At 73.6% G+C, this 14,381-nt stretch carries 12 protein-coding genes; 4 read left to right on the forward strand and 8 right to left on the reverse strand.

Translation table 11 applies throughout. From position 1 onward, the window contains the following. Positions 1–1,427 precede the first annotated feature (1,427 nt). The gene (locus D7193_RS17280) at positions 1,428–2,831 is read left to right on the forward strand and encodes an AI-2E family transporter (protein WP_338324093.1); all 1,404 of its coding nucleotides are present in this window, start codon (positions 1,428–1,430) and stop codon (positions 2,829–2,831) included. Positions 2,832–2,838: 7 nt separating this feature from the next. Here the strand turns inward: D7193_RS17280 and D7193_RS17285 are convergent, their stop codons facing one another. The 5 genes from D7193_RS17285 to D7193_RS17305 form a co-directional block, all read right to left on the reverse strand. Then, on the reverse strand, positions 2,839–3,648 hold the full coding sequence (locus tag D7193_RS17285) for an alpha/beta hydrolase (RefSeq protein ID WP_120780562.1): 810 nt from the start codon (positions 3,646–3,648) through the stop codon (positions 2,839–2,841). A 67-nt stretch (positions 3,649–3,715) separates the two neighbouring features. Beyond that, positions 3,716–4,042, reverse strand: coding sequence for a hypothetical protein (locus tag D7193_RS17290; protein WP_120780563.1), 327 nt, complete (start codon positions 4,040–4,042; stop codon positions 3,716–3,718). Between the two features lie 53 nt (positions 4,043–4,095). Further along, positions 4,096–5,886: a 3-hydroxyacyl-CoA dehydrogenase family protein gene (locus D7193_RS17295; protein ID WP_120780564.1), complete on the reverse strand. Its 1,791-nt coding sequence runs from the start codon at positions 5,884–5,886 to the stop codon at positions 4,096–4,098. 195 nt (positions 5,887–6,081) lie between these two features. Continuing rightward, positions 6,082–7,146 (reverse strand): alpha/beta fold hydrolase, encoded by a 1,065-nt coding sequence (locus D7193_RS17300; protein ID WP_120780565.1) that lies wholly within the window; start codon positions 7,144–7,146, stop codon positions 6,082–6,084. A 160-nt stretch (positions 7,147–7,306) separates the two neighbouring features. Continuing rightward, positions 7,307–7,723, reverse strand: coding sequence for an FHA domain-containing protein (locus D7193_RS17305; RefSeq protein ID WP_120780566.1), 417 nt, complete (start codon positions 7,721–7,723; stop codon positions 7,307–7,309). A gap of 267 nt (positions 7,724–7,990) precedes the next feature. Between D7193_RS17305 and D7193_RS17310 the strand changes: the two genes are divergently transcribed. After that, a complete protein-coding gene (locus tag D7193_RS17310) occupies positions 7,991–9,490 on the forward strand; it encodes an aldehyde dehydrogenase family protein (RefSeq protein WP_120780567.1) in 1,500 nt (499 codons plus the stop codon). A 12-nt stretch (positions 9,491–9,502) separates the two neighbouring features. On the opposite strand, the gene nucS is transcribed toward D7193_RS17310, so the two are convergent. Then, positions 9,503–10,162 carry an endonuclease NucS gene (gene nucS, locus D7193_RS17315; protein ID WP_076472317.1) on the reverse strand — a complete coding sequence of 220 codons (660 nt, stop codon included), beginning with the start codon at positions 10,160–10,162 and terminating at the stop codon, positions 9,503–9,505. Between the two features lie 71 nt (positions 10,163–10,233). On the opposite strand from nucS, the gene D7193_RS17320 reads away from it, so the two are divergent. Then, on the forward strand, positions 10,234–10,851 hold the full coding sequence (locus tag D7193_RS17320) for a DUF4126 domain-containing protein (RefSeq protein WP_120780568.1): 618 nt from the start codon (positions 10,234–10,236) through the stop codon (positions 10,849–10,851). A gap of 75 nt (positions 10,852–10,926) precedes the next feature. Here the strand turns inward: D7193_RS17320 and D7193_RS17325 are convergent, their stop codons facing one another. Further along, on the reverse strand, positions 10,927–11,517 hold the full coding sequence (locus D7193_RS17325; RefSeq protein WP_120780569.1) for a hypothetical protein: 591 nt from the start codon (positions 11,515–11,517) through the stop codon (positions 10,927–10,929). Positions 11,518–12,075: 558 nt separating this feature from the next. On the opposite strand from D7193_RS17325, the gene D7193_RS17330 reads away from it, so the two are divergent. Further along, entirely contained in the window at positions 12,076–12,372 is a 297-nt protein-coding gene (locus D7193_RS17330; protein ID WP_120780570.1) for a DUF1540 domain-containing protein, read from the forward strand. A 2-nt stretch (positions 12,373–12,374) separates the two neighbouring features. Here the strand turns inward: D7193_RS17330 and D7193_RS17335 are convergent, their stop codons facing one another. Continuing rightward, entirely contained in the window at positions 12,375–14,381 is a 2,007-nt protein-coding gene (locus D7193_RS17335) for a protein meaA (protein ID WP_120780571.1), read from the reverse strand.

The following is a 14,381-nucleotide window of genomic DNA, read 5'->3' on the forward strand; positions in this document are numbered from 1 at the left end:
CCTCGCCCCCGCCCGCCGGTACGACCGCTCCCGCCTCGGCGGCCGGTACGGTCACTCCCGCCTCGGCCGCCGGGCCGGCCGTGGCCGCCCGACCGATCGACGCCGCCCGCGCGGGCGAGGCGCCGACCAAGCCGGCGGAGACGTCACGGCCGGGTGGGTCGAAGACCGAGCCGGGCACGGCGCAGCCGGAACCCGTGAAGGCCCAGCCGGCCGGCGCGAAGGCCCAGCCCACGAAGACCACCACGTCACCGGTGGGCGGCGCGCCCCAACCCGCCGGCGGCGCCCCGCCGGCCGGGAGCAAGGTCCAGCCCGTCGGGAGCACGGCGCAACCGGCCGAGAGCACGGCCCAGCCGGCGGAGAGCACGGCGCAGCCCGTCGGGAGCACGGTCCGGCCCGTCGGGGGCACGGCACAGCCGGTCGCCGGCACGACGCAGCCCGCCGCTAGCAAGGGCCAGCCGGGGAGCACGGCAGAGTCCTTCGGAGGCAAGGGCCAGCCGGGGGGCACCACGCAGTCCACCGGAGGCAAGGGCCAGACGGCCGGCGCCGCGCCGGACCCGGTGGCCGCGCCGGCCGAGGCGGCGAGCGCGGAGGGCGAGCGGGAGGCGTCGGGCCAGCCGAAGGCCCGCCCGATCGCCGAGCCGGTGACCACGGTGGACGACGGTGAGGCCGGGGCGGCCAAGGACGGCGAGCCGACGGTGGCGGCGATGCCCGGCGAGGGTGGCCGGGGCGCCACTCCCACGAAGATCACCAGTACCGGCGAGAACGGCAAGCGGCCGAGCAAGCCGACCACCGACGAACGGGCCGCCAAGCCCAACACGGTGGCCGTCGACAAGGAGTGATCGCCGCGCGGACGCCAACCGTCCGGGCCATCTTCAGCGGGACGCCATGATCGCGCTCGATCCTGGAAGTAGTGGTCTCCTGGCGTCCCCGAGGCCACTGTTACCAGGATCGAGCACGATCTTCGTGGGCGACACCTCGCTTCCGGGCCTGCCGGCCTCCACGTTCTCCGAGCGTGATGCCTCTGCGTCATATTTATGCCGCAGAGGCATCACGCTCACCGGACCACCCAGGCGGAGGCGCTGACAGAGACGGACCTGGCCGACGCTCGGCGAATACGGCGGACCCGGGTGATGGATGGTGGGCGGAGGCGGGTGGTTCGCCACGCGGGCGGCCAGTAGTCTCCGGGCAGGGCCGTTCAGCCCCGAGCCCCGGCAGGTGGAACGGGCCCGGGCGCGAGCCGATCGGGCGCGAGCCGGACCGACGCGAGCCGGACCGACGCGAGCCGATCGGGCGCGAGCCGATCGGGCGCGAGCCGATCGGGCGCGAGCCGATCGGGCGCGAGCCGGCGAGCCGGACAGGCGAGCCACCCGCGGCTCGCGGGGCTGGACGGGCGGCGGACGGGTGATGGGGCGGCCGAGCCGCGTGACGTGACCGGAGGACTGGTGACGCAGGACGGGCCGACGACCGGCGGGCCAGACCCGGATCGGGCTGACGCACCAGGCCAGGGCCGCGGCCAGACCCAGGGCGGCCAGGGCCAGAGCCAGCACCAGAGCCACGGCCAGGGCAGCGGCCAGAGCCAGGGCAGCGGCCAGAGCCAGGGCAGCGGCCAGGCCCAGGGCAGCGGCCAGGGCCAGGAGCCGGCCGAGGCCGCGGGTCAGGCCCGCGAGCGGGCGGGCACGCACCGGCACACCCCCTCGCCGGAGGCGGCGACGCCCCCGCACCCCGAGGCTGCGCCGGCCGCGGGCTCGCCCGAGGCGCTCGACCCTCCGCCGGTCACCGGTTCCGGGCGGTTCGGGCCGCCGGGGCGGCCGCTGCGGCGCAACAGCTTCCTGGTCGGCTTCACCGGTGGGCTCGGCGTGCTGGCGGCGTACGCCCTCTACCAGGGCATCCGCAACGCCGCCGGCATCCTGGTCCTGGTGCTGATCGCGCTCTTCCTGGCGGTCGGTCTCTACCCGGCGGTGGCCCGGCTGCGCCGCTGGGGGCTGCCGCACGGCCTCTCCGTGGCGCTCGTGGCGCTGGCCGTACTGCTGCTGCTCTGCGGCGGCGTGGTGGCGCTGGTGCCGCCGATCATCACCCAGTCCGGCCAGTTCATCGAGCAGCTTCCCTCGTACATCGAGGAGCTGCGCCGCAGCGAGACGGTCAACGAGCTGGTCGAGCGGTACGACGTGGTGCAGCGGGTCCAGGACGCGGTGAACGCGAACACGGTTGGCCGCGCGCTGGGCGGCGTGCTCGGCGGCGCCCAACTGATCTTCGGCACGATCTTCCGGATCCTGACCGTCCTCGTGCTGACGATCTACTTCCTGGCGTACTTCGACCGGCTGCGCTCCCTCGGCTACGCCCTGGTGCCCCGGTCCCGCCGGGAGCGGGTGCAGCTCATCGGCGACGAGATCCTCGCGAAGGTCGGGGCGTACATGGTGGGTGCGCTGAGCATCGCCGTGCTGGCCGGTCTGAGCACGTTCGTCTTCGCGTTGATCGTCGGGCTCGCGTACCCGATGGCCCTGGCCGTGGTGGTCGCGGTGACCGACCTCATCCCGCAGATCGGGGCCACCCTCGGCGCGGTGATCGTGACTCTCGTGGGGTTCGCGACCGACCTCTCCTCCGGCATCGCCTGCCTGGTCTTCTTCCTCGTGTACCAGCAGGTCGAGAACTACCTCATCTACCCGAAGGTGATGCGCCGCTCGGTGCACGTCAACGAGGTGGCCGCGCTGCTCGCGGCGCTGCTCGGCGTCGCGTTGATCGGTGTGGTGGGCGCGCTGATCGCCATCCCCACGGTGGCCGCCATCCAGCTCATCCTGCGCGAGGTGGTGCTGCCCCGGCAGCAGACGCGGTGACCGGCGCTCAGCGGGCTCGCGACTGCGGCGGGCCGGGCACCGGCCGGTCCGCGAACGACGCCACGGTCCGGTCGGCGTACGCGCTCACGTCGCCGGTCTCCATCGGCCCGTCCCAGGTCGTCGGCAGCGGCAGGGGGACGGCCGGGTTGACCCGGCGGACCACCTCGTCGAGCACCCGCTCGGCGTCACCCACCCACAGGTGCTTCGCCCCCGGTACGCCGACCACCTCGGCCTGCGGCACCGCCGCGAAACGCTCCCGCGCCTCGGCGGGGCGCAGGTAGTCGTCGAACTCGGGCACCAGGGCCACCAGCGGCCGGCCCGACTCGGCCCAGCGGGCCAGGTCCTCAGCGGCGGAGTAGCGCAGCGGCGGGGAGAGCAGGATCGCGCCGGCGACGGCGGGGTCGCAGCCGTACTTCAGGGCCAGGTCGGTCCCGAACGACCAGCCCAGCAGCCACAGGTTCGGCAGGTCGTGGAACTCGGCGTACTCGATGGCGGCGGCCACGTCGTAGCGCTCGCCGACCGCGTTGTCGAAGGCCCCCTCGCTGGTGCCACGGATGCTGCTGGTGCCCCGGGTGTTGAAGCGCAGCACCGCGACGTCGGCCAGCGCCGGCAGCCGCCAGGCCGCCTTGCGGAAGACGTGGCTGTCCATCATCCCGCCGTGGGTGGGCAGCGGGTGGAGGCAGACCAGGGTGGCGACCGGCTCGCGGTCGACCGGGCGGGCCAGCTCGCCGACCAGCCGCAGACCGTCGGCGGTGTGCAGCTCGATGTCCTCCCGGTGACCGGGAAGGATGGACGACGCGCGGATGGGTTTGCTCACCGGTCAAGTCTCGCGCCACACGGCGCCGGCCGCCCGCCCGGGGAGGAAACAGCGTGACGCAGATCGCTCAGCCGTAGTGGGGGGCGCTGCGGCCGCGCTGGATGACCGGGCCGCGCCGGTCCCGTGCCCGCCAGCAGCCGCTGTGCCAGTGCCGGCGATCGGTCAGGTCGCCCCGGCCGTCGGACGGCCAGGCCACGACGTGCGCCACCCCGGGGCGGATCTCCTGGTCACAGCCCGGGCAGCGGTACGTCTTCACGGACGCGCCGCCGCTGATCCCGCGTACCTGCCACTCGCCGTCGCGCCACTGCTGCACGGCGGCCACGCCCTGTCGGGCCCGCTCGCTGTCCAGCTCAGGGGCGTCGTCCCGGCGGGGACGGTTGCGACGAGGACTCACGTCGTCAAGCGTACGCACCGGCCGGAGGGACGGCCCGCCGGCCGGTTCGCCGATCAGCGGTGGGTGTGGTCGCGGAAACCCCGGCCGGTCTTGCGGCCCAGGTACCCGGCGGTGACCAGGTGCTCCAGCAGCGGCGCGGGCGCGAACCCGGGCTCGCGCAGCTCCAGGTACAGCTCGCGCTGGATGGCCAGCGAGACGTCGAGGCCGACCACGTCGAGCAGTTCGAACGGGCCCATCGGGTAGCCGCAGCCCAGCTTCATGGCGTGGTCGATGTCGTCGGCCGTCGAGTAGCTGGCCTCCAGCATCCGCACGGCGTCGTTGAGGTACGGGAAGAGCAGCGCGTTGACGATGAAACCGGACCGGTCCCCGCAGACCACCGCGGTCTTGCCGAGCGCCGCGCAGACGGCGCGGGCGGTGGCGGTGGTCTCCGGCGAGGTGCGGATGGTGCGGACCACCTCGACCAGCGGCATGATCGGCGCCGGGTTGAAGAAGTGCAGCCCGACCACGTCGGCCGGCCGCTGCGTGGCCATGGCCACCTCGATCACCGGCAGCGAGGAGGTGGTGGTGGCGAGCACGACCCCCGGCTTGCAGATCTCGTCGAGGCTCGCGAAGAGCGCCTTCTTCACGCTCAGCTCCTCGACCACCGCCTCGACCACGAGGTCGACGTCGGCGAGGTGGTCGAGGGTGGCCGACCAGGTGACCCGGCCGAGCGCCGCGTCCCGGTCCTCCTCGCTGAGCTTGCCGCGTACCACGCCCTTGTTCAGCGAGGTCTTCACGGCCTCGCAGACCGTGGCGGACTTCTCCGCGCCGCGGGTCACCGAGACCACCTCGTAGCCCGCCTTGGCGAAGACCTCGATGATCCCGGTGGCCATCGTCCCGGAGCCGACCACGCCGACCTTCGCGATGGCCCGGGCGCCGTCGGCGACCCCGGCCTCCGCGGCCAGCGGCGTCGTCTCGTCGGGTACGACCACCGGGGAGCCCGGCCGCTCGTAGGTGTAGAAGCCCCGGCCCGACTTGCGGCCGAGCAGCCCCGCCGTGACCATCTGCTTGATCAGCGGCACCGGCGCGTGCCGGCGGTCCCGGCCGCCGCGCCGGTACATGGTGTCCAGGATCTCGTACGCGGTGTCCACGCCGATCAGGTCCATGAGCGCGAGCGGACCCATCGGCAGGCCGCAGCCGAGCTTCATGGCGGCGTCGATGTCCTCGCGGCTCGCGTACTTCGACTCGAACATGGCGACCGCGTGGTTCAGGTAGCCGAAGAGCAGCGCGTTGGCGATGAAGCCGGCGCGGTCGTTGATGGTGACGTCGACCTTGCCGAGGCGGGCGCAGAGCGCCTCCACGTCGGCGACCACGTCGGCTGACGTGACCACCGTCCGGACGACCTCGACCAGCTTCATGACCGGCGCCGGGTTGAAGAAGTGGATGCCGATGACCTGGTTGGGCCGCGTGGTGGCCACCGAGATCTCGGTGACGCTCAGCGACGAGGTGTTCGTGGCGAGGATGGCCTCGGGCTTGCAGACGCGGTCCAGCTCGGCGAAGATCCGCTGCTTCAGGTCCAGGTGCTCGGGAACGGCCTCGACCACGAGGTCGACCGAGTGCAGGGCGTCCAGGCCGACCGCGAAGGTGACCCGGCCGAGCAGCGCGTCCCGGTCGGCCGGCGCGAGCTTGCCCTTGGCGACCGCGCGGTCGGTGGAGCCGGTGAGGTTGGCCCGGCCGCGTTCCAGCGCCGGCTCGGAGATCTCCACGGCGACCACGTCGATGCCGTTGCGCGCGAAGACCTCCACGATGCCGGCACCCATGGTGCCCAGCCCCACAACGCCCACGCTGGTGAACTCGCGCGCCACGACCGGCCTCCCCTGTACGCTCCGCAGGCCGCATGAACGGCCGCTAAGGTTATGCGCGCGAGTCTGCCATGCGACGCTCCGTTGTCGAGACGCCGTGGCATATTTCACCCACCGCCCCCCTACCTGGTCACCGGCCTGTCCCCGGGTGACCTGTCGCCCGCGGGGAAGCGACCGGCGGACGGCGCGCCGGGCCGGTCAGGCCGCCGGGACGCTGGCCAGCGCCAGCAGCTCGGCCACGAACTCGGCGGGCCGCTCCAGGTGCGGGCTGTGCCCGCAGCCGGGGAGCACCACCTCCCGGTACGCCCCACCGGCCGCCGCGTACCGGTCGAGCACCGCGCGGGTCTGGCCGATCATCGGCTGCGGCGGGCACTCCTCCGGGCCGGGCCAGCCGGGTACGGCGCCGAGCGAGCCGAGGTACGCCAGGTCGAACAGCGAGGTGTCCGACACGATCACGTCGGCGTCGCCGCGCACCCAGGTGATGGGCGGCTTGTGTGCCACCGCGACGAGGTCGTCGGCGATCCGGAAGTAGGTGGGCGCGAGCGCGTTCAGGACGCCGCGCTCACCCGGTGCGGTGCCGGGCCAGTGGGGCGACGCGACCGAGGTGCCCGGGTAGTTGTCGTCCCCGGTGGCGGTGGAGAGGACGGTGTCCAGGAGCAGGTCCTCGTCGTCGCCGAGCGCGGCCGGGTCCGCCACGTACGCGGTCCGCACCACGTTCCGCGGGCTGGCCGGGGCGTCGTCGCCCCGGTCCCCGGCGGCCAGCCGGGCCACGAAGTCCGGGTTGGCCGTACCGGCGCCGGTGCCCGCGAAGTCCGGCGTGGTCGGCGTGCCGGCCAGGTCGCGGGTGCCGCCGAAGCCGTACGGAGACACCGGCGCGGCGAGCAGCAGCCCGGCGATCCGGTGCGGGTGGTCGATGAGCAGCCGCATCGCCACTCCCCCGCCGAGCGAGTGCCCCACCACCACCGGGCGCGCGTCGGGGGCGCCGAAGAGGCTCGGGTCGTCGAGCAGGGCGGCGACGTCGTCGGCGAAGTCGCGCAGCCCGCGGGTGGCGTCCACGGGGGCCGTCTGCGTGGCGCCGTAGCCACGCAGGTCGGGCGCCACGACGCGGAGCGTGTCCGGCAGCCGCCGTACGAGCGGCTCCCAGAAGGCGGCCGAGGAGCAGTTGCCGTGCACGAGCAGGACGGGCACCCCGCCGGGCGGCCCGGCCACCCGTACCGCCTGGGTGATGCCGTTCGCCGTGACGATCCGCTGCTCGCTCTCCATCCGCGGGATGCTGCCACCCGCGACCGGCGTCGGTCCATGTGGCCGGCCGCCACCCGGCGGAGCCGCACGGTGTGGCCGCGCCCCGTGCCCGCCGGGCCGGGGCACGGGTCGGCGCGGACGGTGTGACGTCCCGGTCAGCGCAGCGCCGGCGGCGTCCCGGTCAGCGCAGCGCCGGCGGCGTCGCGGGCACCGGCAGCGGCAGCGTCGGCCGGTGGTCCCGGCGAGGCGTGCCGAAGCTGAAGCCGACGGGATCCGTACGGGCCACTCCGGGGTCGAAGACGCGCAGCTCGGTACGACCGAGGCGGATCACGTCCCCGTCGGCGAGCTGTTCCACCCCGCTGATCCGGCGGTCGTTCAGCCACGTGCCGTTGGTCGAGCCGAGGTCACGCACCGAGGCGCCCTCCGGCGCGAGCCAGACCTCGGCGTGCCGGCGACTCAGGTGCGGGTCGGACACGACGACGTCGGCCGTCGGCGCCCGACCGATCACCAGGGGCGCGGCCCGTAGCCGGAAGCTCGCTCCCCGCATCGGCCCAGCGGCGACCGTCAACAACGGCAGTAGTTCTGGATGCTCCTCCATGGACAGTCAGCCCTCCACCCCACACCATCACTCCCCGCGTCAGCGTCCCATCGGACCGTAGTCGTCCTCCACGGCCACGCGGTCATCGCCACGGCTCCGGCCGGCCACCTTCCGCTCCCCGGTTCGGGCGGGACGGGTGACTCCGCCCATCGTGCCGTGACGGCCGCCGCCGGACGGCGGGACGCGCCGCAGGTCCTCGCCCCCGCCGGCCCGCCGGGTGCCGCTCGCGGCCTACCGGCGAGTAACGCTCGGGTCTAGACTTCCGCCATGACGGCTGTGCATGTCCCCGGCGCCCCGGTCATCGACGGCGGTGTGCTGGTCTCCTCCAGCCCGGCCACCGGGGCCGAGGCGGGCCGCTTCCCCGTCGCCAGCCCGACCGACGTGACGGCCGCGGTCGAGCGGGCCCGCGCCGCCGGGCAGTGGTGGGCCGCGCTGGGCTTCGACGGCCGTCGCGAGCGGCTGCTGCGGTGGCGCGCGCTGCTCGCGCAGCGGATCGAGGAGCTGGCCGACCTGGTGCACCGGGAGGGCGGCAAGCCGATCGGCGACGCGGTCGTCGAGGTCGTCACGGCCGTCGAGCACGTCGACTGGGCGGCGCGCAACGCCCGGCGGGTGCTCGGGCCGCGGCGGGTGCGCTCCCGGCTGATCCTCGCCGAGTTCTCCGGCCACCTGGAGTACCAGCCGTACGGGGTGGTCGGCGTGATCGGCCCGTGGAACTACCCGGTGTTCACCCCGATCGGCTCCACGGCGTACGCGTTGGCCGCCGGGAACGCGGTCGTCTTCAAGCCGAGCGAGTACACGCCGGCCGTCGGGCAGTGGCTGGTCGACACGTTCACCGAGGTCGTACCGGAGCAGCCGGTCCTCACCGCGGTGCACGGGCTCGGCGACGTGGGTGCGGCGCTCTGCCGGTCGGGCGTGGGCAAGCTGGCCTTCACCGGCTCCACGGCCACCGCCCGCAAGGTGATGGCGGCCTGCGCCGAGACCCTGACGCCGGTGCTCGTGGAGGCGGGCGGCAAGGACGCGATGATCGTCGACTCCGACGCCGACCTGGACGCGGCCGCCGAGGCGTGCGTCTGGGGCGCGCTCACCAACGCCGGCCAGACGTGCATCGGCATCGAGCGGGTCTACGCGGTCGAGCCCGTCTTCGACGCCTTCGTCGAGAAGGTGGTCGCCCGGGCCGGCCGGCTCACCGTGGGGCCGGACGGCGAGGACATCGGCCCGATCACCATGCCGGCCCAGGTCGACGTGATCCGCCGGCACATCGACGACGCGCTCGCCCGGGGCGGGCGGGCCGTGCTGGGCGGCACGGACGCGGTGCAGGCACCGTACGTGCGGCCCACCGTGCTGGTCGACGTCCCGGAAGACTCGGCCGCCGTGCGCGAGGAGACGTTCGGCCCGACGCTCACGATCAACCGGGTACGAGACGCCGACGAGGCCGTGGCCCGCGCCAACGCCCTCCCGTACGGCCTGGGGGGTTCGGTGTTCGGCCGCCGCCGCGCCGTGGCGATCGCCCGGCGGCTGCGCTCCGGCATGGCGTCGGTCAACTCGACGCTCACCTTCGCCGGGATGTCGACGCTGCCCTTCGGCGGCGTGGGCGACTCGGGGTTCGGCCGCATCCACGGCGAGGACGGGCTGCGCGAGTTCGGCCGCGCCAAGGCGATAACCCGGCGGCGGGCCCGGTCGCTGCTGCCGTCCATGACCTTCGAGCGCACCCCGGCCGACGTGGCCCGGCTCGTGAAGGTCGTGAAGATGATGTACGGCCGGGGCTGACCGGCCCCGGCCTCAGAAGAGGGTCAGCTCGTCGCGCTCGATGCCGCGCAGCTTGTCGTAGTCGACCACCACGCAGCGGATGCCCCGGTCGGTGGCGAGCACCCGCGCCTGCGGCTTGATCTCCTGCGCCGCGAAGACCCCGGCGACCGGTGCCAGCAGCGGATCGCGGTTCATCAGCTCCAGGTAGCGCGTCAACTGTTCCACGCCGTCGATCTCACCGCGCCGTTTCACCTCGACCGCGACCGCGCCCTGGTTGGCGTCCCGGCAGAGCAGGTCGACCGGCCCGATAGCCGTCATGTACTCGCGCCGGACCAGCGTGAAACCCTCGCCGAGGGTCTCCGGGTTGGCGGCCAGAAGCTCCTGCAGGTGCGCCTCCACGCCGTCCTTGCGTAGACCCGGGTCGACGCCCAGCTCGTACGACGTGTCCTGGAAGATCTCCTCCAGGGTGATCCGCAGCTCCTCGCCGGCCTTGTTGACCACCCGCCACACGCCCGGGGCCTCCTCCAGCCGGCACGGCGGGCTCATCCAGTTCAGCGGCTTGTACGCCCGGTCGTCGGCGTGGATGGACACCGAGCCGTCCGCCTTCACCATGAGCAACCGGGTGGCCGGCGGCAGGTGGGCCGAGAGCCGTCCGACGTAGTCCACCGAGCACTTCGCAATCACCAACCGCACCCGACGAGGGTAGCGGAGTGGCCGGCGTTCGCCGGCGAGCGGCACTGGCGTGCCGGTGGGATGCTGAGACGGTGCTCGAAGTCCTCACCGGAACCGGTCTCGCCGCCTCGGCGGGGCTGAACGCCTACATCCCTCTGCTCACCATGGGTCTGCTGGCCCGGTACACCGACCTGATCGACCTGCCGGGCGGCTGGACGTGGCTGGGCAACGGCTGGGTTCTCGCCATCCTCGCGGTGCTGCTCGCGGTCGAGGTGGTCGCCGACAAGGTGCCGGTGGTCGACCACGTCAACGACGTGGTGCAGACCGTCGTCCGCCCCACCGCGGGTGGGCTGGCCTTCGGCGCCGGGTCGAGCGCCGAGACGGTCACGGTGAGCGACCCGGGGAGCTTCTTCTCGTCCCACGAGTGGGTGCCGGTGGTCACCGGCGTGCTCATCGCGCTCGGCGTGCACCTGCTCAAGTCCGCGGCCCGTCCAGTGATCAACGCGACCACCGCCGGGGTCGGCGCCCCGGTGGCCAGCACCGCCGAGGACGCCACCAGCGTCCTGATGTCCGTGGTGGCGATCCTGCTGCCCGTGCTCGTGCTGCTCTTCCTGGTCGGGCTGGTCGCCTTCGTGTTCTGGTTCCGGCGTCGTCGCTCGGACCGGCGCGAGCAACGGCGGGCGGCCCGGGCTGCGGGCTTCCGCGTCTGACCCGGCCGTCGGCCGACCCCGTAGACGCCACCGGCCGGGTCCCCGTGGTGGGGACCCGGCCGGTGATCGGTTGGGTCAGCTGTTCCAGTACTGGGCGACCAGGTCGGCAGCCTGCTGCTCCCACTGCGCGTACGCGTCCGGGTAGGCCGACACCTGCACCGTCTGCGCCGCCTCGGTCAGCGGCATGTCCTGCCAGCCGTCGACCTGCTTGAGGCCCTTGAGGAACGCCATGGTCGAGTACTCCGGATCGGTGATCTGCTCCGGCGTGCCCCAACCGCTCGACGGACGCTGCTGGAACAGGCCCAGCGAGTCGTGGTCGTTGGCGTCACCCAGGTGACCCAGGTTCTCCAGCTTGGACTCCTGCAGGCTCGTCGCGATCGAGATGACCGCGGCCCGCTCGTCCAGGCCCGACTTCTTCGTGGCCGCGATGATCGCCTTGACGTTCGCGATCTGCTCGTCGTTCAGGTCGATGTGCGACTGCTCGCCCTGCACGCCGTGCGGGATCAGCTTCGCCTTGTCCACGGCCGGCTTGTCGGCCTGGAGCACCGCGACCGGCCGGGCGTCGACCGACTGCGTGTTGTGTGCCGCGATCGGACCGCCGACCACGCCACCGGCGAAGGCCAGACCGGCCAGACCCAGAACGCTCTTCCGCATGATGGTGTTCATGACAAGCTCCTTCGGGGGTTGACACCCGCGCGCCGAACAGGGGGCGGCGTACGGGCGTAAGCACCTCGTCGGGCGCTCGAGACTTGGGGGGATCCGCGACCGGCTCGGTGGCCGTCACGGGCGGCCCGCGGGCGGGGGTGCCTCGCGGCGCCGGGTCCACGTGTAACGACCGGGCACCCGCCGGCATTCCGCCGGGCCCGCATCCCGCGACCCCGGCCGGCGTGCTCCCTCGGCCGTCGGGGATGTCAACGACCCCGGCCCGTCGACGATTCCGCCGCCAGCGTGCCGCCGGTCACACCCCGAACCGGCACGGACCGCCCACCGTCGGATGCGAGCGCGGGACGAACCGGACGCACGCCCCAGACCCGGCGCGGTGTCCCGGGTGATCGACTCGGGATGCTGGAAGTCGCGCTGTCCCCCACATCCGGACACCGCGACATACAGGGAACCCGTGTCGATCGAGCACCGGAGCGGCCGCCGGATCGCCGATCTGGCGGCAACGACGTCGCAAACCTGGCAAAACCCTAGAATCGGGGCAACGCGTCAGAGGAGGTCGGAATGACCGCAGCGATGCAGATGCCCCGCGTCGAGGAGTGCGTGGTGGCGGCCTGCGCGTACAACCGCGCCGGTGACTGCCACGCCTTCGCCATCACGATCGGCAGCATGGACCACGCGCACTGCCACACCTTCGTGGAGTCGACGGTGAGCGCGGGCGTGGCCGACCTGATCGCCCAGGTCGGCGCGTGCCAGCGGGCGGACTGCCGGCACAACGACCACCTGGAGTGCCACGCGCCGGCGATCCGGGTCGGCCCCGACAACGACATGGCCGACTGCATGACCTACGACGAGCGCTGAGGTCAGGCCAGGCCGTTCGCCTCCCGGATCACGGTGACCAGCTCGTCGATGATGCCCGTGAGGGCGAAGTCCTTCGGGGTGAAGACGCGGGCCACCCCGGCCGCCCGCAGCCGCTCGGCGTCGCCCGCCGGGATGATGCCGCCGACAACCACCGGCAGGTCGCTCCGCCCGGCGGCGCGCAGCCCGTCCAGCACCGCCGGCACGGCGGCGAGGTGGGAGCCGGACAGGACCGAGAGCCCCACGAGGTCGACGTCCTCCTCCACGGCCGCCGCGACGATCTGCCCGGCGGTCAGTCGGATGCCCTGGTAGACCACCTCGAAGCCGGCGTCGCGGGCGCGGACGGCGATCTGCTCCGCCCCGTTGGAGTGCCCGTCCAGCCCCGGCTTGCCGACCAGCAGCCGCAGCCGCCCGCTGCCCAGCTCGCGCGCGGTCGCGGCGACCCGGTCCCGCACGGTCGCCAGGCCCACGTCGGCGCCCGAGCCGGCGGCGCCGGCCAGCCCGGTGGGCGCCCGGTACTCCCCGAAGACCTGCCGCAGCGCGCCCGCCCACTCCCCCGTGGTCACGCCCGCCCGCACGCAGGCGAGCGTCGCCGGCATCAGGTTCGTCGTGGTGGCCGCGTCGGCCCGGAGCCGGTCCAGCGCCGCGTCCACGGCCGCGCCGTCCCGCGCGGCCCGCCATTCGCGTACGGCTGCCGTCGCCTGCGCCTCCACCGCCGGGTCGACCTGCTCGATCGCCTCGGCGCCGGCCGCGGTCAGCGGCGAGGGTTCAGTCTCGGTGAACCGGTTGACGCCGACCACCACGTCCGAGCCGGCCTCCATCCGGCGCCGCCGGTCGGCCAGCGAGGCGACCAGCGCGCTCTTCAGGTAGCCGGTCTCCACGGCGGCGACCACGCCGCCCATCTCCAGCACCGTGTCCAGCTCGACCCGCGCCCCGGCCACGATCCCGTCGACCAGCGCGGTCATCACGTGCGAGCCGGAGAACAGGTCGGGATATTCGAGCAGGTCCGACTCGTACGCGAGCACCTGCTGCATGCGCAGCGACCACTGCTGGTCCCACGGTCGGGGCAGGCCGAGCGCCTCGTTCCAGGCGGGTAGCTGCACGGCGCGGGCCCGGGCGTCCCGGGAGAGCGTCACGCCCAGCATCTCCAGCACGATGCGCTGGACGTTGTTCTCCGGCTGCGCCTCGGTGAGGCCGAGCGAGTTGACCTGCACGCCGTACCGGAAGCGGCGCTGCCTCGGGTCCGCGACGCCGTACCGCTCCCGGGTGATCTCGTCCCAGAGCGCGCCGAAGGCCCGCATCTTGGCGATCTCCTCGACGAAGCGCACCCCGGCGTTGACGAAGAACGAGATCCGCTGCACCACGTCACCCATCCGCTCGGGCGGCACCTGGCCGGAGTCGCGGACGGTGTCGAGCACCGCGACGGCGGTCGCGAGAGCGAAGCCGACCTCCTGCACGGGCGTCGCGCCCGCCTCCTGCAGGTGGTACGAGCAGATGTTGACCGGGTTCCATCTCGGCATCTCGCGCAGCGTGTACGCGATGACGTCAGCGGTGAGCCGCAGCGACGCGGCTGGCGGGAAGATGTACGTCCCCCGGGACAGGTACTCCTTGATGATGTCGTTCTGCGTGGTGCCGGCGAACCGGGCCGAGTCGGCGCCCTGCTCCGCGCCGACCGTGGCGTAGAGGGCGAGCAGCCACATGGCCGGCGCGTTGATGGTCATCGAGGTGTTCATGTCGGCGAGCGGGATGCCCTCGAAGAGGGCCCGCATGTCGCCCAGGTGGGCGACCGGCACGCCGACCCGGCCCACCTCGCCGGCGGCGAGTTCGTGGTCGGGGTCGTACCCGGTCTGGGTCGGCAGGTCGAAGGCGACCGAGAGACCGGTCTGCCCCTTGGCCAGGTTGCGGCGGAAGAGGGCGTTGGTCGCGGCGGCCGAGCTGTGCCCGGCGTACGTGCGCATCACCCACGGGCGGTCGCGCTCCGGCAGCCGTCCGGGGAGACCCTTCTCGTCCAT

The sequence above is a fragment of the Micromonospora costi genome (assembly GCF_003626655.1).
In the GTDB taxonomy this organism is placed as follows: domain Bacteria; phylum Actinomycetota; class Actinomycetes; order Mycobacteriales; family Micromonosporaceae; genus Micromonospora; species Micromonospora costi.

Bases quoted from the DNA above. Each gene is read 5' to 3' on its own strand.
- D7193_RS17310 (WP_120780567.1), top strand. From the start codon at position 7,991: ATGACGGCTGTGCATGTCCCCGGCGCCCCGGTCATCGACGGCGGTGTG.
- D7193_RS17335 (WP_120780571.1), bottom strand. From the start codon at position 14,381: ATGGACGAGAAGGGTCTCCCCGGACGGCTGCCGGAGCGCGACCGCCCG.
- D7193_RS17325 (WP_120780569.1), bottom strand. From the start codon at position 11,517: ATGAACACCATCATGCGGAAGAGCGTTCTGGGTCTGGCCGGTCTGGCC.
- D7193_RS17300 (WP_120780565.1), bottom strand. From the start codon at position 7,146: ATGGAGAGCGAGCAGCGGATCGTCACGGCGAACGGCATCACCCAGGCG.
- D7193_RS17305 (WP_120780566.1), bottom strand. From the start codon at position 7,723: ATGGAGGAGCATCCAGAACTACTGCCGTTGTTGACGGTCGCCGCTGGG.
- D7193_RS17330 (WP_120780570.1), top strand. From the start codon at position 12,076: ATGACCGCAGCGATGCAGATGCCCCGCGTCGAGGAGTGCGTGGTGGCG.